The sequence below is a fragment of the Myroides fluvii genome (assembly GCF_009792295.1).
GTDB lineage: Bacteria > Bacteroidota > Bacteroidia > Flavobacteriales > Flavobacteriaceae > Flavobacterium > Flavobacterium fluvii_A.
This window is the reverse complement of the sequence record NZ_CP039934.1, coordinates 2,081,719-2,100,879: the sequence shown is the minus strand read 5'-3', so window position 1 is coordinate 2,100,879 and position 19,161 is coordinate 2,081,719. Positions and strand designations below refer to the sequence as shown.

Sequence of the window (19,161 nt, the reverse complement as noted above, 5' to 3'; positions counted from 1 at the left end):
ACTTGTTCGGTTGCTGTCTTGTTTGTATTTTTTTCCTTCTGCTCGGTATCGCGTGATGGTTTCTTCGTTCTGTTCGATTCGTTTTTCTCTGTTTTTTTTGCTTATTTCTGCTTCTATTTCCGATTTTAGTAGATATCCCCATGTAGCACACCTCTGTGATACAACCTAAAGAAAAAAAGCCCAACTCTCGTTAGGCTTATAATCTTTACTCGTTAATCTCCAGAAGAAGAACGCGATATTGCCTCTATTCTTTCCATAGCTTCTCATGAATCAGATGTTTTTTAATAGTTGTGCTGACTTAGATTTTTACTTTTATATTCTAAAATCAACAAACAACCTTTAACCATATTACTTCGTTGGAGTCCTTTTTAAAACTTTGTTTTATAATTAAAATTGAAACTGTGATTTTGACATATACTCAAAAGCTAGAGACATATCTTCTCCAAAAAAATTGTGTTCTTCTGCAACTTTATATAATGCAGGGTATTGAATAGCTAATGCGATAAACATATAAGGCGTTGGCATAGTTTCGCTTGGGGGTAAATTTAATTCTAGCAAAGAAGTATATACCCAGATCATTGCACGTTCCTCAGGCGTATAATAAGGTTCACGCTGTTTCATATAATTATCTACTTCACTTTCATCTGCAGCATATTCATTGGGAATGTAATCGGTTGTCATTTGGACAAAGTAGTAATCTAAGGGAACACGGATATAATCTTCTTTTGCCAACTCTACGGCGGCAGCCAACATCTTTTTCTTTACAATTAGCTTTCCATCAAATCCGCGAGAAAAAAACAAACGATCAAACATGCGGTAATCCCAACCTTTGCGGGTACGCTCGCTCATCTCGTTATACTCTTTTAATATCTTCTTCTGATAATTCTTGAGTAAATCAATAGGCAAGTTATCATTACCTGCTAGGACAGTGAAATACTTAGCAGCCAAAGGATATAAATTAATTAAAGCAGCTTTACTCTCATAAAAGATATAATCATTATAAGCTAAATCTAATGAACTCATCTCAAATCGATAATAAATTTCATCGTAATCATCCAGAACATCCCATGCAGAAGCCAAACTAAATATGTAATACCTTCTTTTAATATCAAAGACAATACAGGGATAAGAGAACACTAACATAGGCACTTCTTTATATGTCTTTTCTGCATGTAACTTAGGCACTAAGATTAAAAAATCTCCCACTCTTCTTACTCTAGGATTTTTAGATTGATCTTGTGTAAGATCTACTCCATAAAATTCTTTTATACGCTGATTAAAAACTTTTTTACTCGGAAATTGAAAACCCATTGATTTTAATCCATCATAGTATAACTCATTCATAAGATTTAGGTCATTAAGACTATAAGCTGATTCAACAAACCCTGAATCTGGCACTCCATCGTAACTAAGATTTTTCATCGCTTGTTGATACTTTTCTTCTCTTCCTTTCATAATTTCTTTAAACGTTTTGTCATCGGGATTCACAAACTGTGGTAGTTCCCACCAATGTAATTTCTTTAGTTCTTGTTCTTGAGTTGCAATTTGCTCTGTTGGGGTTATTTCTTTTTCTTTTCCTTGACAACTTAACAAACTCAAGCTTAATAGCACGATAATTATTCCTCTTTTCATATTTTTATAATGTTTTACGATATCCTTTTGGTCGAAAATACCCTTTCCATCCAGTATGTACTTGTAATGCTCCTCCTTTTCAATCGGTAATATGATACTCTAGTTTTATTATTTTCTGAACCACTATCTTTTATTTCATTTCTCTCTTTTGGAGTTAAAATCGAAAATTTAGTATTGATATGTGTATCCATATCACCACTCTCTGTTAATGCCTCTAAAATGGTCACTATCTTAGTCGTTTTATTATAGGTATATACGATACCTGTATGCCCATCCCTAACAGATCTACTCCACACAAATATATCCCCTGGTTGTGGTTCAAAATTCAGATCAAAAACGCCATCTTTACCATCAACATGTTCTATACGACATCCCTCATTGAGTAATTTTTTGTAACTGCCATTTTTCAGGAAAGCTCCTTCAGAAACCATATCTCCAGTAGTCAACCAGGCGACATCTTTGGTAATACTCAATAAATACAGGTAGATGCATACAAACTCGGAGCAATCAACTTCTTTGATATCCTTGTACTTTAAACTTGTTCGGTTGCTGTCTTTTTTGTAGTAAATCTTCTTTTATACAACCTAAAAAGAATAAGCCCAACTCTCGTTAGGCATATAATCTTTAATCTGAAGAAGAAGAACGCGATATCGCCTCTATTCTTTCCATAGCTTCTCGTAAGCCTTTGATATTGTAATAGTTGTTCTTTTTCAAGACTTCTTGTACATCCTCATTTAATCCCACAGAAGTTAAAGCACAGAAATTAGGCCAGTTCTCTCTTAAACTGCTGAATCTACCCAATCCTTTATCGTGTTGATCAAATCCCAAATACGAATAGTATGCCGCATAAGCAAAGATTTTATATACCTCATCTTTGGTAAAACCATCGCGTAAAGAGCTAACATAACTGTTGTCAAAGTCAACTAGGTCTGTGGCATAATCATCCAGCATAAGCAACAAGTCATTGTCTTCGACTGTGGTTGCTTTTACAATATACTGCATCAATTTTTCGCGTATTTCAACGTCCTTTTTATAGTTTTTAAAGGCAAATACACCTAGAATATTGTATAAAGGATACCCTTTTCCTGCCTCTTCTCTTTCGCGTATTTCTTGTCGGATCATATGTAAGGCCTAACCATTGAGAAGTGATGCTTCTTCATAACTAAAAGACAAAACTAGATTACTCAACATATAGGGTTTAAAATGAAGCAACCAAGAAAAACTAGCGGCATCGTTATGAAAGATATACTTATTAAATGCTATAGTAAATTGATAAATCCCGATATAAAACTCATTCTTCTCTTTATCGTAGATTTGATCAATGGTTTCTAACATAACTTTTTGATCTTTCACATACCGAAAATAACCTGGTAATATTCCGACTCCGAAAGTAAACCTATGTTGAGTATCAAAATAATAGTTCTTTTGATCTGGAGGACCAACTTCATAAGGATTCATGACCACCTCTTTTAGTTGCCAATAACCATCTAAATAGGCTGGAGATAAGATAATAGCATCGATTTATTTCCAAATGCGTGTGCGCCCTTCAAAATTACTTCGGTCAATCTGAAAAAAGCGCTGCAAAGAAGCGTTAAAAACCGCTTCTGTCGGTTTTTTCACTCCAGCTTGTTGAAAGGCATGACTTAACAGCTCACTTAATGCATCTGTATCGACTTTACTCAAAATGGAATAACTTTCATAAGCTAAACTCAACGTATCCTCTAAATCCGCATCGTCAATAGCATCCCTTCTTCTTTGTCCTTGGATCATATGATCCAGTGCTTGTAAAGTTGCGGCTACCTTCGATAGAGAATCTCCCGATACCGCGACTACAATTTTCTTACTAGCTTCTAATTCATCCATTTTTCTTTCTTCTTCCGTGATGGATTGTTTCCAAACGACCTCTTGTTGAGGCTCTTTTTCTTTGTGTTTTTCTTTTCCTTGACAGCTGCCAAAACAAAAACTCAATACCGCAACGCCTAATAAAATTTTATTCATTTTTTTAAAAAGCATCAAGCCAATGGGCAATAAGTTGTGTTTCTTATAAATACTCCAATACCTTAGACATATCTTCTCCAAAAAAGTTGTGCTCTTTTGCTACCTCGTATAATTCAGGGTATTGATCAGCTAGAATAATAAAGTCATATGGAATGGTGCTCGCATATTTTTCTGAAACATTCAGCTCTAGTAAAGCAGTATACACCCAGATCATCGCGCGTTCTTCTGGGGTATAATAAGGTTCGCGCTGTTTCATATAATTATCAACTTCGCTTTCATCTGCCGCATACTCATTGGGAATGTAATCGGTCGTCATTTGAATAAAGTAGTAATCTAAGGGAACACGGATATAATCTTCATCTTCTTTTGCCAACTCTACGGCGGCAGCCAACATCTTTTTCTTTACAATTAGCTTTCCATCAAATCCGCGAGAAAAAAACAAACGATCAAACATGCGGTAGTCCCACCCTTTGCGGGTGAGTTCACTCATCTCGTTATACTCCTTCATTTTATCCTTTAATATATCTTTATAATAGTAATCATACTCTTCAGGAAACTTCTCATAACCTAAATCTTTTTCAAACTGATTAATCAGTCCCTTGTTCAATTTAACAAAACCAGCTTTACTGTTGTAAAAAATAAAATCATTGAATGCTAGTGCATACGTATTATTATAATAAACATAATACTCTTCTCCATAAGTATCCGATTCTACACTAGATCTTCCATTGATAGTCCCAATATCTGTCCAAAATCTTCTCTTCATATCAAAAATATATCCCTCAGAAACAAAATCAAGTGTAGGTACTTGCTTATAATATTTAGAAGGATATACTTTAGTTAATAAAATTAAATAATCTCCAACATGCTTAATTCTAGGGTTAGTAGAGTGATCTGCATGAATATCTACATCAAAAACCTCTTTTATACGTTGATTAAAAACCTCCTCACTTGGAAATTGAAAGCCTTGTTTTTTTAACATTTGATAGTATAAATCATTCGTTAAATTAATCTCTTCCAAAGTAAGATAATCTTCTGTAAAAGCTTTTTTTTCTAATCTATCAAAAGCCTTCCATAATTTCCCTATTTTCTCTTGATTCTCTTTTGTTTTCATTTCTATGATTTCTGCAGATTCAGATTCCTTATCTTTTTGTGGTAACTCCCACCAATGCAGTTTCTTTTGTTCTTGTTCTTGGTTCTCTACTTGTACTATTTTTGCTACTTCTTTATTTTTACAGCTAAATAAGCTAAAGCTTAGTAACACGATAATTATTCCTCTTTTCATATTTTTATAATGTTTTACGATATCCTTTTGGTCGAAAATACCCTTTCCATCCAGCATGTGTCTGTAATGCTTTCCCTATCAATTGATAATAAGATACTCTAGTCTGATTTGCATAAGACAATCTCTCTAGCTCCTTATATTGTACAATCCCAATGTGTGCTAAATGATACTTATCATCTTGACTGCCAGTAAATCCAATTGCTTCTAAAATAGTCACCATTTCAGTAGTAGAATCATAATCATAGACAATTCCTGTGTGACCATCTCCTCCATCTTTCCTCCACACAAATATATCCCCTGGTTGTGGTTCAAAATTCGGATCAAAAACACCATCTTTACCATCGACCTGTTCTATACTACATCCCTCGTTGAGTAATTTTTTGTAACTGCCATTTTTCAGGAAAGCTCCTTCAGAAACCATATCTCCAGTAGTTAACCAGGCAACATCTTTCGTTAGTCCCAATAAATGCAGGTAGATGCATACAAACTCCGAGCAATCAACTTCTTTGATATCCTTGTACTTTAAACTTGTTCGGTTGCTGTCTTTTTTGTATTTTTTTCCTTCTTTTGCATATCGCTTCATCATCTCCAATACCCCATCTCCATGATCTGGAAAGTAAGTAAAGGTGCAAGTATCAATATCAAAAACCTTAGCTGTTTTATCATCAAAAGCTTTTTTCTTCTCTGCATACGCAACATTATTTCCTACTTTTTTTGATACCTCGTTAACATCCCTTTCGAGATTACTATAATGATTCGCTTCTTTTTGATTCCATGCCCAATAAGCCATACTGGCAATCATAGCGACTTCCGGATCAGTACCTACTTTTCTTGCGCCTGCCTCTGTCAATACATCAACTCCTAAAATTTTTTTGGTATACTTATTCGCTTGTTCGTAACTGGCGCGAAACGTAATTTGAATATAACCTCGACCTTTAAACTTAGCTCCTTCTCCACCAGGTTCGTCCTTATTGTTTCCAAATCTTCCTCCGTAAGCTAAGTCTGCTATTTTTGTTTGATTTGCTGCTTGTATGCCATTATCATTCAATGCGGTTAAATCCTTCCGTCCATAGGCATTCGCATTTACTTTATTACCGATAAAATTATTTAATCGAATAGGCTTTGCTCTATAATTTCCATCAGCATAGTATCCTCCAACTCCATTCGCTGTATCCCCTTTTACCCATTGTTTTCCATTTCTTCTTTCATTTCCGGTTTCTAGCAACAAAGCCGAATAATTGAGATTTTCCTCTCTGATTTTTAATGGACTTCCAGACTCCGCAACTACTTGAGCAAAAAAATGGGCTTTATTCCAACACGTATTCATTTTAAATTCCGTCATATAATCGGTATAGGCTTTTGCTACTGCCTCAAGAATGGTCTGATCTGATCCTTTAAAAATTTCTGCAAGTTGAGTTACAGTCACTGGAGCAATGCAATTCGGACATTTTTCATGCGTAACCGTATCGGGTAATCGATGTGGAGCGCGTTCTACTTTGACGGGGATTTTCTTATCGGTAAACGCCTGACCAAACGTTATTTCCTTTACTAGTTTTAGCTGATGCAAGTATTGGTGTCCAAATTTTCCCTCTGCTCGGTATCGCGCAATCGTTTCTTCGTTCTGTTTGATTCGTTTTTTGATTTCATTGTCGCTTATTCCCGCTTCTATTTCCGATCGTAGTGGATTCACCAACAAGTCGTTATTTGCAAGGTTTCGGGTATACCCCCTAGGAAAGAGTTCTTCAATGACTTTCTTTTTGATTTGTTTGAGTCCCCAATAGCTGACTTCTTCTTCGATTTCATAAGAAATCCCCATGTAAAATACGCGAGGGAGAATCTTGGATTTTCGATCTTGTTCATGGGTAGATGCTTTGTAAATAGCCTCCTCACACGTATCTAATAGAGGCGTATAGACTGTGTTTTTTCCTTGTTCAATCTTCAAGTCCATCGAAGTGGCTTTGCGGTCTTTAAATTCGAGTTTCCAGAGATTGAGATTGGTATTCTCGTAAAGTGTTAAGGTCAATGCCATCAGGGGCACTCCTGAACGGAGTGTAACGCCCTTCTATACGGCGTACTTGCACTTCTAAAGGCTGTCCATACAATCGCGGTTCTACTAGGCGTTGGTGATTTTCCTTGTTGAAATACGCCTCAAAGCGCAGCGATTTGCTAATTACCCCATAGGTATTGGTTGTGTCTGTCGGAAAAATAAAACCTTCTAAGGCTTCTTGGCTATTAAATAAGTTTCGCTTGACATTGGATAATCCTATCTCTTCGCTAATCGTGAAAAATATAGCGTATTCTTCTCCTTTTCCTTCTGGGGCCTTTTGCGCAAAATTCTTCCAAAATTCCGAGGATTTCTTCACCGTATGTGTACCCTTTCCGTTGCTGTCAAAGGAAAGGGTGTCTCGATATAGTTCAAGTACTTCTTTTTTGCGATTGCGATAGTCATACCAATACGCGATACTGGCTTGGGTATTTTCATACCCTTCAAGCTCAGCGACAATACTAAAATCCTCATTAAAACTCAGATTGTGTATAAGTTGATCGTAATCATCCACAAACTCCCAGCGGTTGACCCTTCCTTCTATACATTCTATTTCACAGCTTAGACTACTGCCGTTGACCGTTACTTCTAAGCGATAGGTTCCTTGCTCTTCCAATTGAAAACTTAGCGCATCGATATTCGATCGCAATTCTATTTCCTCTTGCGTGGTAGAAACGGGATAAATCAGTACGGAATCCAACAGTTGATGGGAAAGGATTTCTTCTTTTTCCGCAGTTGTAGATTCATTCTCAACGGGTATTTCTTCTCCTTGGGGATGGGCATAATTGAGATAAAAGTCGAAGCCGCTCTTTTTCTTCGGTCCTTTGATATAGCTCAAACGCCACACAATCTCCGTATCCCGATTGTTTGTCATACGCGGAATCGCCTGCTGTTCTTGGGAAGGCTTCACCCAGTTCCATATTCTTTTAAACACACCTGGTCGTTCTACTTCGCTTGTCGATACATAGCCAGCCTCATCCGTTGGAGGCTGATAGCCTAGGGGGAATTCCAAGGTCACGGAGAACATGCTTTTGCGGTAAACGCCATGGGCTGTGGTTTCTCCTTTTGGTGAAACTAGACTAGGGGTTAGATTAATGCGCTCAAGGGAGTTATCGACCACTTCAATGGTATTTTGGCACTTGTTTTTTACGGTAAACCAACTACCGTAAACACATTCAATCTCATACTTTCCCACTTGTGGAAAGGATAGGCTCACTATTTTATTTTTAACAAGGTAATCTCGAAAAAACGAGCTATTGGGTGCCTTAATTCTCCAATTTACGGCACTGGAGTTTATATTTTTTTCATCGAGAAGTTGAGCTGTAAATACTACCTCGCTCCCTAAGCGAATGCGTTCTACTTTAGGAGTAAAAGAAAGGACTTTATTGAGGGTAACCTCAAACGTTTGCGTTGGAATCTCGCTTAAAGGTTGGTCATTGTAATAGACCTGTACGCGATACACATTGATATTTGAACAGGTAAAGGTAGCTTTGATCTTATTTCCTTCTTGCACAAAAGCAGGGCTTCCTTTCGCTCTATAAATCACGGCTATATTATCTGCTTCGTGTGCACTTTGAACGGTAACACGAAGGCTCAATAGATCCAATTGAGCTTCGGGCAATTCAACGTCGCTGTGCATGGTAAAAACCACCTCATCCCCTCGGCGAACCTCTTGAGCCTTGTTACTTAGTTCTAGGGCTTGTATGCTGGCATGCTCCACCACTTCCAAATAGTAGTAGAATGTAGCATAATAGGGTTTCTTTTTTTGATCTTTGGGCTTTCTCGCTGCAGAAACTAAGTAAGTTCCCACTTGTGTTGGTGTTACAGAAAACGTGCGACTAGTTGTTTCTACTGCCTTGTAGATTGCATTTTCTGAGGTAATTTCCAAGGTGATATGCTGCCCTGTTTTTCCTGCATCGAGCAAGTTTGATCCAGGTAGGGATTCCGTAACACTCCAACTAATATACCTTCCACTTTGATTGGAAGGGGTTGTCGCTTTAAACGCAAGTTGTTCCCCTTTGAGAACACGCAAAGTCTGTGCTCCACCATCGGCAAGTGCACCAATTTTGATGTGTGCTGTATTGGTCAGTTCCAATCGATTGACGTTGGAGACATAGGTTACCTCACTAGCGATATCCAAGAGAGCATCAAAATCCAACAGACAATTCAAAGTGGGCAAATTGGGGAAAGTCTCTTTGATTTCCTCAACTTCTTCTGCTGTGACACTCACAGTCTGACCATGGGTAAAAATGGATAATTCACCGCCAATCACACAGCGCAATTTTCCAGTTTCAGTCAAAACATCCTTATGGCCAACCAAAGGAAAATGATCATTTTCTTTTACCTTCCAAAATCCCTCTGCCTGATAGGTGCAAGTTTTATCGTTGCCCTTTTTGTGTTTACACAGCTTAAATGGAGAACCTCCTTCCTCAAACTGGTTGTCTTCAATGGTCGCAACTAGTTTATCCGCCGCATTGACGTAATACTTTTGGTGCGTCTTTATCGACAAAGTTGAAAAAACACTGGGATTACCTGTACATTGGCATTTCGCTCCTAAACAGACGATATACTCGGATAGCGGTAGCGTTTCTTCTGCGGCTTCTGTTTCAGCCCTAGACTTTTCTTTTGGCTTTGCAGCGACTTTTGAATCCACAGTCTGCTGTTTTCCCTTTTCAATCCATTCTTCACTAACAATCAAACTGTTACGCATAGCTATTTGCTTTTGAGGCTCTTGAGGCACTAATTCAGGGGTTTCGTTTTTCATCGTATTTTCTGTTACAGCGTGTTAGCATAAGTCTAAGGCTATACTTGTTGAGCGATAAAGCTCGCTTCCATAAGTATAGACTTCTTTGCTACTTAGTTTTACAATTTCACTTTGTTCATTTAACTCTCCTACAATAATTCCCTCATAGGTTAATTCCTTATCTCCTTCCAATTGCCATAATTCTTTTAATTGCGCTAATCGTTCTTTAGCTTGTGCCGCCACTCCCCTTATCACAATTCCCTTATTCTCCAATGAATCGATCTCATAGCGATACCCAATACCCTGCGGTTTTTTTCCATTGTGCTTTATGTAGTTTTTACCCTCTGATTTGTACTGATAGGTACCAGGAAGAATTCCACATAGGTGATTAAAAAAGACGTCTTTTTGCAATTTTTCCACAAAACGAGCTTCCTCCTCTACTACTTCATCTAGTTGATTGATCATAGTATCAATCACTCTTCCTTCATATTGAGATTCGAGTTGAATTTTCAACCTAGTCTGCCAATACTCTTGGATTTCTTTGATATTCAGGAGCTGCTGTATTTCTCCTTGTTCACTAATTTTCAAGCGAAGCTGTTGTCCCATCGTCGCACTCATCCCAATTGCTTCTGCTAAGGGATGATCGACGTAAGGATAAATTTGCTGTTTACTGCGTTCAACGAGATAAATGGGAGTGGAATATTTCCATTTTTTATCTCTACTAATGACTGCGTTATATTCTATGGTTTGGGATTGATTGACTTTTGTATCTTGACATAAAAATCGATACGTTCTATTTTCCTTACACGCAAAAACCAAGGTGACATCAGACTTCATCATTAGAACATTTTTACTCTTTTACCGCTCAAATTCTCCACTTCTTTAGTAGAAGCTAATTGCAAGCTTTCTAGAGTTGTTTCTATTCGACCCGATTCACTAATCACAAAATAGGTTTTACTCTCTACTTTCGTTGTAGCTACAATCGTCGTATACTGATTATTTGCTGTCAAATAATAATTTTCTCCTGCCATCTGATCGATATTTTCTTCTGCTTGTATGCGAATATTCCCACCAGCATGAGCTACAATATTTTCACTGGCTTGAAGTTGGATGTTTCTCGCTGTAAGCAGGATATTTTCTGGTGCGGATACGGTGATACTTTTTCCAGTTGTATCCAGTACAATGTAGTTTCCACTAGCATCAAAGATCTCGATGGATTTCTCTTCTGTAAACTTAAGGGTATGACCACTGCGGGTTTGGATACTCTTAATTTGGTTGTTTACACCTCCTCCAGCTGCGTTTTCTCCGTGAAATAAACTCCCCATCACAAACGGACGATCGGGGTGATTACCCACAAAACTCACCATTACTTGATCGCCTTTTTCGGGTATAAAAACCATACCGCGATTCTTTTTTACTTGATTACTACTTCCTGCATCTCCACTCATTACCCGAATGAAATCGGTGTGCTGGCTCGTGTCTTGCCAGCCAAACTGTACCTGTACGCGTCCTTTCCCCTCGGGATCTTCATTGCTGACTACCGTACCGATATGTTGTTCTACCATAGGAGATTTAAAAACAGAAGGAGGTATATACCCCGTTTGCGCATCAACTGCTTTAAACTCGCCTTTATATTGACCTAAAGCATCAACCCTGTGTTCTATATCCGTAATAATTACAGTTGTAAAATGACTACTCCCTTTTTTATTGGGTTGTAGCATATTCAACTCAACCACACAACCGGGATATAAGAAGGGAATCGTCGTAACTCCTGTAATGACAAACACTTGAATCCCTTCACCGCCAATTACACCGCGTTGAGCGTATAAAACATCTTGATCGCTAGGGGACTTTAGCGGGACTTGCTGTAGAGAAGGCGCTTTGAAAATTTCTTTGGATCGCGCATAAGAGGCCTGGGCCAAGGTGCCTTTTACCCCTAAATCTGTTGCACTAGCTGCCCGTAAATGTTCATGGTTAAAACTGTTATACCCATAGAGATTGCGATTGACATGACGCCCTTGCATGCGTATTTCTACCTGACTAACATCGCGTCCATATACCAATGAAATGGGTTTTTCTCCATGGGGTAATTCTCCAAAATGAAGAACCTCCCCATCATAAAAAAATTGTTCCCCATGCATAGCCGCTAAACGCGCTAAATAATTATAGGCGGTTTCATTGTACTGACAACTGTAGGAAATAGTCATTGCACGAGACAATTTTATGCTAGACTGAAACAGGCGATTCTGATGATAGCCCTGGTCGAGAATCTTATGGACAATATAATCCAACGGGTCAGGAGCACTTCCTCCAAAACTCTGAATATGAAGGGCCTGATCCAAAAGAATGGTTGGGCTATTGCCTTTTAAAACCAAATACCCCTCACTACCATGCCCTTGTTCAAAGCTTACTTGAGTAATAACCCCTGAAAAAAAACGCTCCGGTTTATCTCGTAGATTCTTATAGCGCATAGAAACCAAGAGGCGTTTACCCAATAGTTTTTGAGCTTCTTCCATGCGGTAGGTCTCTTTAACTCCTAAGCAATCGTGACTAAAAGATACTGCAAATGCATGATGCATTTGAGTACTTTGTTTGAGCTCAAAACTCTTATAGTGAATCAACTCTTTCCCCTCGGCCATAAACTTGACATCTACTAATTGATTCACCCCAGGTATATAGTGTTTGGCAATGGCTACGGCATTACTCTGTTGGTTTGCAGCAGAAAAAAAAGGGGTTCTGTCTGTTGCCCCGGTATAAGTTGAAAATATATCCTTCATTGGCTATTGTGTATTGAATGATTAATAAAAACAAGAATGAAACAACGCAGATACACCTCACACAGCTTAACCTTTGACCTGCCCTCTGATTCTATACAAAGAGTGGTGGTACTGTTTGCTTTTGATAAAAGTTCCAACCACCTGATTCTGAATTTCAATTTTATTGATTAATAAAAATGCACGGTTAAAAAATAGTATACCAGAGAACACACGTTGCCTTTTGTTAAAGTAACAACAAGCACAAGCCAGGTACAACGATTTTGGTTGCCCCTGCTTATTTTAGCCTCAAACCTAGAATTATAAGCCTTATGAAAATGATCTGCTAACGACTATCAACAAGAATTAAACCGAACCTATAACCCCAAATACCTTATATGTGATTTGAGCATGTAATTACAATCCTTTCTTCGTTTTTTGATGGAAATATTTTTAGGCTATGCCTCTAACCCAATAAGATTAAAGCTAAAGTCTTTCATCTAATTCGATTAGATAAAGAAAAAAGCGCAAGGAATAGAATCCCTTGCGCTTTGCGTTCTTATCTACTATAATAGGAATTTCCTATTTACTTTAAATACTCAAAAAAATCAGTGAATTCTTGTAAGAATAATACCCATAGGATAATAACAATCGTTCCCACAAAAGCACCGAACATTCCCCCTAATCTAAAATCCTTTTGTTTGAGCATTCCCGTACCGAATACAATGGCATTAGGAGGTGTTGATACAGGTAAAAATAACCCACAAGACGCACAAAGTCCAACGACCAATCCAATGGGTAATAATTGATCTACAGGTAATACGATAGCGGCAATGTTTATTAAAATCGTTGCGGTTGCGGTACTACTCATAATATTCGAAAACACAACGGTAATAACAGCAAATACAATCATCATCACCACAACATTAAATTCTGCACCTGCTAAAAATTGCGAGTAATAAGGCGCTAACAATTCTTTAATTGCAATACCCAATGATAAACCACCTGCAACAAGCATCAACGTGTCCCAAGGGAGTTTACGCACGTCTTCTGCGGTAATAATTCCCAACATCGGCAGAAACATAATCGGCACCATAGCGGCTCCTGCAGTTGGAATATGGTATGTAGTACCAAACATCCACATCCCTACCGTAATCACTAAAATTACAATTACAGCTAAGCGTTGCAAACGCAAGCTATTGGTCATTTCTAACGCTTGATTCACAAAAGAGACATCTAGTCCTTTCACTTTTGATGTATATTTTTTTACAATAGCCCACCAGAATCCCGCTAATAAAATAACGGCAGGTACCAATCCCAAAAATAACCACTGCGTAAAATTTACGGTAAAACCTTTTGTTTTCAGCACATCGACCACAATTAAATTAGGAGGAGTGGAAACCATACTGATCATTCCCGCAAAAGTAGCAGCTGCAGGAATACTAATTAAAATCGCTTTAGACATAGGCGATTCTTTTCCCTCTCTCTCAATCAGTGGCATCACGGAAGCCAAAACCATGGCAGCCGTAGCCGTATTCGAAATGATCAATGATAATATGGAGGTTACCAAGATGATTCCCAATACCAGTTTATTAGGATTAGAACCAAAGATGGCAATTGTCTTTTTGAATAAGGATAAATCGAGATTGGTCTTTCGCATTCCCTCACTGAGGAAGAATCCTCCTAAGAAAATCCAAATCACACTATCCGACCAAGTTGAAGATATTTCTTGTGGAGAAATAGTAGCTCCTTCCATATTGCCCATGGTATACACTAAGAAACCAATAATCATGATTCCCACAGCAAAAGGAGGTATTGCCTCCGTCGCCCACAGTAAGATGGAAAAAAGTAAGATAAAAAAAGTATAGCGTTGTGCCTCAGAAAATACCTCTGGCGTCAAAAAATAAGTACAAAGAAAAGCGATAAGTAAGGAAAAGAAAAAAATTCCAATCCTTGTCTTGATATTCCATACACTCCAAGAAGCTTCTATTAATAATTCACTGTAAAAGCGAATTCCCGTTCGTATTTTGCGAATCTGGTCAAAGTAATCAAACTCCATAACTATTGATTTTCATTACAAAGCTACGAAATTACTCATGAATAAAAGAGCTTTAACAATTTCATCAATAAGTAATATCCTTTTTTTCATAAATCATAAATAGGGAGAAAAACAAAAAACGGAAAGCGTTCTTTGCTCTCCGTTTTCATGAAATCTATAGACGATTCTTTTCCTGCATATCTAACTCTTTCGTATTGTACTTCACTTTTTGGTTTCCTAAATTACATTTTATCCCAATTGCAAATCCCTGGGTATCACTATAATCTTTAAAATAATTATTTTGGTTAGCATACTTTGTACTAATAATCTGTCTATCACTTCCAAAGATATTATACACATACAAATTGACAGACCATCTACTCTTGTTAAAGTCGCGACTCATAATAAAATCCGTGCTTTGATATCCACTAATTTTAAAAGAACCCTGTACACTTGGTGTATAAAAATTATAGGTTAACATCGCTTTCCAATTGCTCTTTTTATCAAGATCTACAGTGGTATTCAAACGCCCGCCAACGATAAAGGCATCATTCTTATGTAAGTTTTGATCTACACCATAGAAATAATCTTCTTGTTGTTGCAAGTATAAAAATGAATTTGCCGACCAAACAGGTAAAATTTGATAAGAGTAATTAACAATCATCCCTGCTAACTGTCTTTTATCAATATTCGTATAGTGATAAATCAACATATGGGACTCATTCTCTTGATAGGATATTTCCATCGAAGGATTTAATTCTCGATTGTAAAACAGCTCCACATTCAACTCATTAAACGTATAATTCAAACTAAAATTATGACTAATAGCAGCTTTCAAATCGGGATCTCCTTGAAAATAGGAAAACAAATTATAGTAGCTTTTCGCTGGATTCATCCACGAATAAGATGGACGATCAATACGCTTGCTATAAGCCAAACTCAATTGCTGCTGATCCGTAAGATCATATTTCAAATAGGCCGTAGGAAACAATTTAAAGTACGATTGATTATGACTTCCCATCCCGGTACTCTGGGTTTGAATTCCCGTATACTCTCCTCTTACACCTGCTTTCACCTGCCATTTTCCCCATTGTTTGGTGTAGGAAGTATATCCTGCCCAATTTATTTCTTGATAATCAAAAGCATTACTCTTTTCTTGATTTTGGTTGACTTCTCTTTCTTTTCCATCAAAAAAATTCAACAAATAAGTGGCTGAAACTAGACTATACTTTCCTCCTAATTCCCATTTTGAGGATTCTTTATCTACCGAATAATCAATACCGGAAACAGCTAATCGAGTACGTTGTCTGTCCTTCGTAGCAAAAAAGCGTTCTGCAGGTTCTTGCTCTTTAAAATTCAACTTCGTTAAAACATCTTGATTATCCTTTTGATTATCATATGTAAAATATGATGACCATACTAATTTTTCATCTCCATTGAAAGTCTTATCCAACATAAAGTACCCCGTATAGGTATCCATATTTGCCCGCTTTTTATTAAAAGTAGTATAAGAGGACTCCACAATATCTTGAGGGTTATAAATTAAAGTAGGAATAACATAATCTCCCTTAGTTTGTTCATTGATATATCCATTCCCACCAATAGTAAACGTAAGCGTACTATCCAATTTCACATCCATTTCTGACTGAAAACTATGTCTTCCTTTCATTTTATTCCTACGCGTCATCACGCTACTCCATCTTTCTCCATTTTCATAACGCACATTGTCTTCATTGTATCGAACAGTATTACCATTACCAAAAGAATAACTACCTGATACATTTATCTTCTCTCCCGTATAAGAATGCTGTGTGCTCACTGTATTATAGGCATATGCTGTTTGCTTGAATCGCTCCGAAACACTTCCTTTATATCCATAAGAATTATTCTTTTTTAATCTAATATTCAGAACAGCATTTCCCTGAGCTTCATACTTTGCTGGAGGATTGGTAATCACTTCGATTGCCTCTACCTGTGTTCCTTCAGTTCCCTCTAACAGCGATTTTAATTGTTCTCCTGTCAACATGACTTTTTTATCGTTAATGGTGACCAAAATACTTTGACTCCCTCTGATGCTTAAGTTGTCTCCTATCGTATTCACTCCTGGGGTTTGTTTGACAATATCCCAAGCATTCGTCGTCGCCAAAGGGGTATTTTGAACATGAAACACTAAGCGATCTATTTCTCGTTTGATGATGGGTTTTTTAGCAGTGATGTGCACTTCATCCAACAACGAACTATCTTCACTCAACTGAATAACACGCGGAAGCGACGCATCATATGCTGCTCGTTTCGTTTGAAATCCCACATAGCTGAACTCCAGCTGCTTTATATTGTTCTGCGGGTTCAGTTGATAATTTCCTTGTTCATCAGTATAAAAAGATACTACCACATTTCCCTCGTCGTCTTTTGCTATTACTGTAACAAAAGCCAATCCTTCTTGCTTACTATCAACTACTTTTCTTATTATCTCAGCTCCTGTTGTTTGTGCTTGTAACACCAAACTCATCAATAGCATAAAGATATAAATTACTATACGGACCATCGTTTCTATATTTTCAAACAAAGATGAATCAATGAGAATTGAATTCCAGTTAATGAACGGTTAACGAACGGTTAATACTCTTATCTCAATCAATTATCCGTATTTTTAAACTAAATTTGTCTCTATGAAGTCCTATAAACCAAAGTATTATCTGATTGCCTTCAGTTTATTCTATCTCTTTTTGATTGGAATAATGACATTCTATTTTCTTCAAGTATTAGAGTTAAAAAAGAAAGAAATTCACACGATTGCCCATGCTAAAATAGATGAAATAGAGAACATCCTTTCCTTTGAAAAAAAATCAAAAAAGAAGGATAACGTCATGTACAAGGCTGTTTTAGAGTTGTTACAAAAAAAGGCAACTATAGAAGAAATACAAGAAAAAAACGCTTCTTATTTGCAATTTGTTAGTTTAGATGCTACACATAAAATAGATAGTGCATTTGCTAGTTTGGGGTATAAAATTGCCTATCGAATTGATTTGACGCATGTTATTTTGAATTCAACCAAAGAGAATATGCTTAAAACTCCTGTTACAATTTTAGAGACTCAACAAAAAATAAAACAGGCGCATCGCGTAAATACTTCCGAATGGGAAGTAGAAGAAAGTAGTGAAAATAAGTCCAATGATCCTTGTATGGATTGCCCCGAAGATTATTCCAATCACTTTACTGTCAAACAAGAAAAATACATTGAAGTACTCAATTTCAATAGCATTGCTTTTCATCAGCTCTTTCCTTTATTATTGGGATCATTCCTTATTTGTACGTTTATTATAATCTTGTATTTTATTACATACAAAACCATTAGAAAAAAAGAACAAGAAGTTTGGAGTTTACACAATATGGTAGACAATATTTCTCACGAATTTAAACTGCCTATTGCTACCTTAAAATACGGATGCAACAACCTCAAACAAGAATATGATTCTCCAACCGTAGCGTTGATTCAAAGGCAAATCAATCGATTGGAACGTTTACAAAATCAATTAGGTGTAACCTCAAACACCAATGACCTTCCCTTTAATCATGAGAATTTCATACAACTTATTGAAGATTTAAAGCTGAGAAATCAAACGGTTGATTTTAAAATTTCGTGGGATTTAGCAGCAGACACCATCCCCTTATCGCGAACGGAAGTAGAGACAATACTGCTGAATCTTTTGGAAAACAGTATTAAATATGGCGGTACAGTTGTAACATGTTCACTACACGCTAAAGAAAATAAGCTGTACCTTGAAGTTTCTGACAATGGCATTGGTATTGAAAAGAAGGAACAACCTCTTATTTTTCGCAAATTCTATCGCATTATACACAACAATGTACACAATACAGTAGGCTTGGGTATCGGCTTGTATCAAGTAAAGCAAATAGTAGAAAAACACCAAGGCAGTATTCAAATCAATAGTAAACTCACAATAGGAACAACTTTTATTATTCGTATTCCCTATGCATAAAATTCTCCTTGTTGAAGATGATATAGACTATGGTACTGTGGTTAAACAGTATTTAGAAATTAGCGGTTTTGATGTAGTATGGACCTCCGATTCAATAGAGGTAAATGCGTTGTTTGAGCAACACAACTTCGATTTGGCTATTCTAGATATTATGCTTCCCATTAAAGATGGGTTTACTTTGGCAAAGGAAATGCATCAGAATCACCCCAATATTCCCTTTTTGTTTTTGACGGCTAAAAATCAAAATATCGACCGATTATTGGGTTTAAAATTAGGTGCTGCAGATTATATTGCAAAAACATGTGATCCCGAAGAATTAAAACTGCGTATTGACAATATTTTACGCCATACGCCTAAGGAAACAACAACTGTTTATCACTTGGGAATTTACACCTTTAATCCTACTTTATTGCGCCTAGAACATCCCAAACGAACTTATCAACTTACAGAAAGAGAGCGAGATTTACTCTTGCTATTTATCCAATATGATCAATCTATTTTGGAGCGAGAAGTGATTTTAAATCAACTTTGGCAATCCGCCGATTATTTTAACGGAAGAAGTTTAGATGTATTTGTAACGCGTTTACGCAAATATTTAGTCGACGATGATACGATACAAATTACCAGCATTCGCGGTGTTGGATTTAAAATTAACTTGAATCTTTAA

Annotated in this window: 14 protein-coding genes; 2 read left to right on the top strand and 12 right to left on the bottom strand. The window is 37.0% G+C overall.

From position 1 onward, the window contains the following. Positions 1-387: 387 nt before the first annotated feature. The 12 genes from FBR08_RS09580 to FBR08_RS09540 form a co-directional block, all read right to left on the bottom strand. Positions 388-1,632, bottom strand: coding sequence for a hypothetical protein (locus FBR08_RS09580; RefSeq protein WP_158962508.1), 1,245 nt, complete (start codon positions 1,630-1,632; stop codon positions 388-390). A gap of 14 nt (positions 1,633-1,646) precedes the next feature. Next, on the bottom strand, positions 1,647-2,078 hold the full coding sequence (locus FBR08_RS09575) for a CHAP domain-containing protein (RefSeq protein WP_394350537.1): 432 nt from the start codon (positions 2,076-2,078) through the stop codon (positions 1,647-1,649). A gap of 178 nt (positions 2,079-2,256) precedes the next feature. Further along, complete coding sequence (locus FBR08_RS16920) at positions 2,257-2,754, bottom strand: hypothetical protein (RefSeq protein WP_233266080.1); 498 nt, start codon at positions 2,752-2,754, stop codon at positions 2,257-2,259. A 9-nt stretch (positions 2,755-2,763) separates the two neighbouring features. Next, positions 2,764-3,090 (bottom strand): hypothetical protein, encoded by a 327-nt coding sequence (locus FBR08_RS16915; RefSeq protein ID WP_233266079.1) that lies wholly within the window; start codon positions 3,088-3,090, stop codon positions 2,764-2,766. Between the two features lie 63 nt (positions 3,091-3,153). Beyond that, positions 3,154-3,630 carry a hypothetical protein gene (locus FBR08_RS16910; RefSeq protein ID WP_233266078.1) on the bottom strand — a complete coding sequence of 159 codons (477 nt, stop codon included), beginning with the start codon at positions 3,628-3,630 and terminating at the stop codon, positions 3,154-3,156. A 43-nt stretch (positions 3,631-3,673) separates the two neighbouring features. Next, positions 3,674-4,915 (bottom strand): hypothetical protein, encoded by a 1,242-nt coding sequence (locus FBR08_RS09565; protein WP_158962507.1) that lies wholly within the window; start codon positions 4,913-4,915, stop codon positions 3,674-3,676. Positions 4,916-4,919: 4 nt separating this feature from the next. Continuing rightward, positions 4,920-6,944 carry a CHAP domain-containing protein gene (locus tag FBR08_RS16905; protein ID WP_233266077.1) on the bottom strand — a complete coding sequence of 675 codons (2,025 nt, stop codon included), beginning with the start codon at positions 6,942-6,944 and terminating at the stop codon, positions 4,920-4,922. Next, positions 6,883-9,723, bottom strand: a complete 2,841-nt coding sequence (locus tag FBR08_RS16900; protein WP_233266076.1) for a DUF4280 domain-containing protein — start codon at positions 9,721-9,723, stop codon at positions 6,883-6,885. Before FBR08_RS16900 ends, FBR08_RS16905 begins: the two co-directional genes overlap by 62 nt. A gap of 21 nt (positions 9,724-9,744) precedes the next feature. Beyond that, positions 9,745-10,542, bottom strand: coding sequence for a hypothetical protein (locus FBR08_RS09555; protein WP_158962506.1), 798 nt, complete (start codon positions 10,540-10,542; stop codon positions 9,745-9,747). Further along, a complete protein-coding gene (locus tag FBR08_RS09550) occupies positions 10,542-12,479 on the bottom strand; it encodes a type VI secretion system Vgr family protein (RefSeq protein WP_233266075.1) in 1,938 nt (645 codons plus the stop codon). Before FBR08_RS09550 ends, FBR08_RS09555 begins: the two co-directional genes overlap by 1 nt. A 562-nt stretch (positions 12,480-13,041) precedes the next feature. Further along, positions 13,042-14,514, bottom strand: coding sequence for an SLC13 family permease (locus FBR08_RS09545; RefSeq protein ID WP_158962505.1), 1,473 nt, complete (start codon positions 14,512-14,514; stop codon positions 13,042-13,044). A 154-nt stretch (positions 14,515-14,668) separates the two neighbouring features. Continuing rightward, entirely contained in the window at positions 14,669-17,038 is a 2,370-nt protein-coding gene (locus FBR08_RS09540) for an outer membrane beta-barrel family protein (RefSeq protein ID WP_158962504.1), read from the bottom strand. 124 nt (positions 17,039-17,162) lie between these two features. Here FBR08_RS09540 and FBR08_RS09535 point away from each other — a divergent pair, with 124 nt between their 5' ends. Both FBR08_RS09535 and FBR08_RS09530 read left to right on the top strand, forming a co-directional pair. Beyond that, complete coding sequence (locus FBR08_RS09535; RefSeq protein WP_158962503.1) at positions 17,163-18,494, top strand: sensor histidine kinase; 1,332 nt, start codon at positions 17,163-17,165, stop codon at positions 18,492-18,494. Further along, positions 18,487-19,161, top strand: coding sequence for a response regulator transcription factor (locus FBR08_RS09530; protein WP_158962502.1), 675 nt, complete (start codon positions 18,487-18,489; stop codon positions 19,159-19,161). Before FBR08_RS09535 ends, FBR08_RS09530 begins: the two co-directional genes overlap by 8 nt.

Coding starts and splice junctions, on each gene's coding strand:
- FBR08_RS09550 (WP_233266075.1), bottom strand. CDS start 12,479: ATGAAGGATATATTTTCAACTTATACCGGGGCAACAGACAGAACCCCT.
- FBR08_RS09580 (WP_158962508.1), bottom strand. CDS start 1,632: ATGAAAAGAGGAATAATTATCGTGCTATTAAGCTTGAGTTTGTTAAGT.
- FBR08_RS09565 (WP_158962507.1), bottom strand. CDS start 4,915: ATGAAAAGAGGAATAATTATCGTGTTACTAAGCTTTAGCTTATTTAGC.
- FBR08_RS09535 (WP_158962503.1), top strand. CDS start 17,163: ATGAAGTCCTATAAACCAAAGTATTATCTGATTGCCTTCAGTTTATTC.
- FBR08_RS09545 (WP_158962505.1), bottom strand. CDS start 14,514: ATGGAGTTTGATTACTTTGACCAGATTCGCAAAATACGAACGGGAATT.
- FBR08_RS16920 (WP_233266080.1), bottom strand. CDS start 2,754: ATGATCCGACAAGAAATACGCGAAAGAGAAGAGGCAGGAAAAGGGTAT.
- FBR08_RS09540 (WP_158962504.1), bottom strand. CDS start 17,038: ATGGTCCGTATAGTAATTTATATCTTTATGCTATTGATGAGTTTGGTG.
- FBR08_RS16915 (WP_233266079.1), bottom strand. CDS start 3,090: ATGAATCCTTATGAAGTTGGTCCTCCAGATCAAAAGAACTATTATTTT.
- FBR08_RS09555 (WP_158962506.1), bottom strand. CDS start 10,542: ATGATGAAGTCTGATGTCACCTTGGTTTTTGCGTGTAAGGAAAATAGA.
- FBR08_RS09530 (WP_158962502.1), top strand. CDS start 18,487: ATGCATAAAATTCTCCTTGTTGAAGATGATATAGACTATGGTACTGTG.
- FBR08_RS16910 (WP_233266078.1), bottom strand. CDS start 3,630: ATGAATAAAATTTTATTAGGCGTTGCGGTATTGAGTTTTTGTTTTGGC.
- FBR08_RS16905 (WP_233266077.1), bottom strand. CDS start 6,944: ATGGCATTGACCTTAACACTTTACGAGAATACCAATCTCAATCTCTGG.
- FBR08_RS16900 (WP_233266076.1), bottom strand. CDS start 9,723: ATGAAAAACGAAACCCCTGAATTAGTGCCTCAAGAGCCTCAAAAGCAA.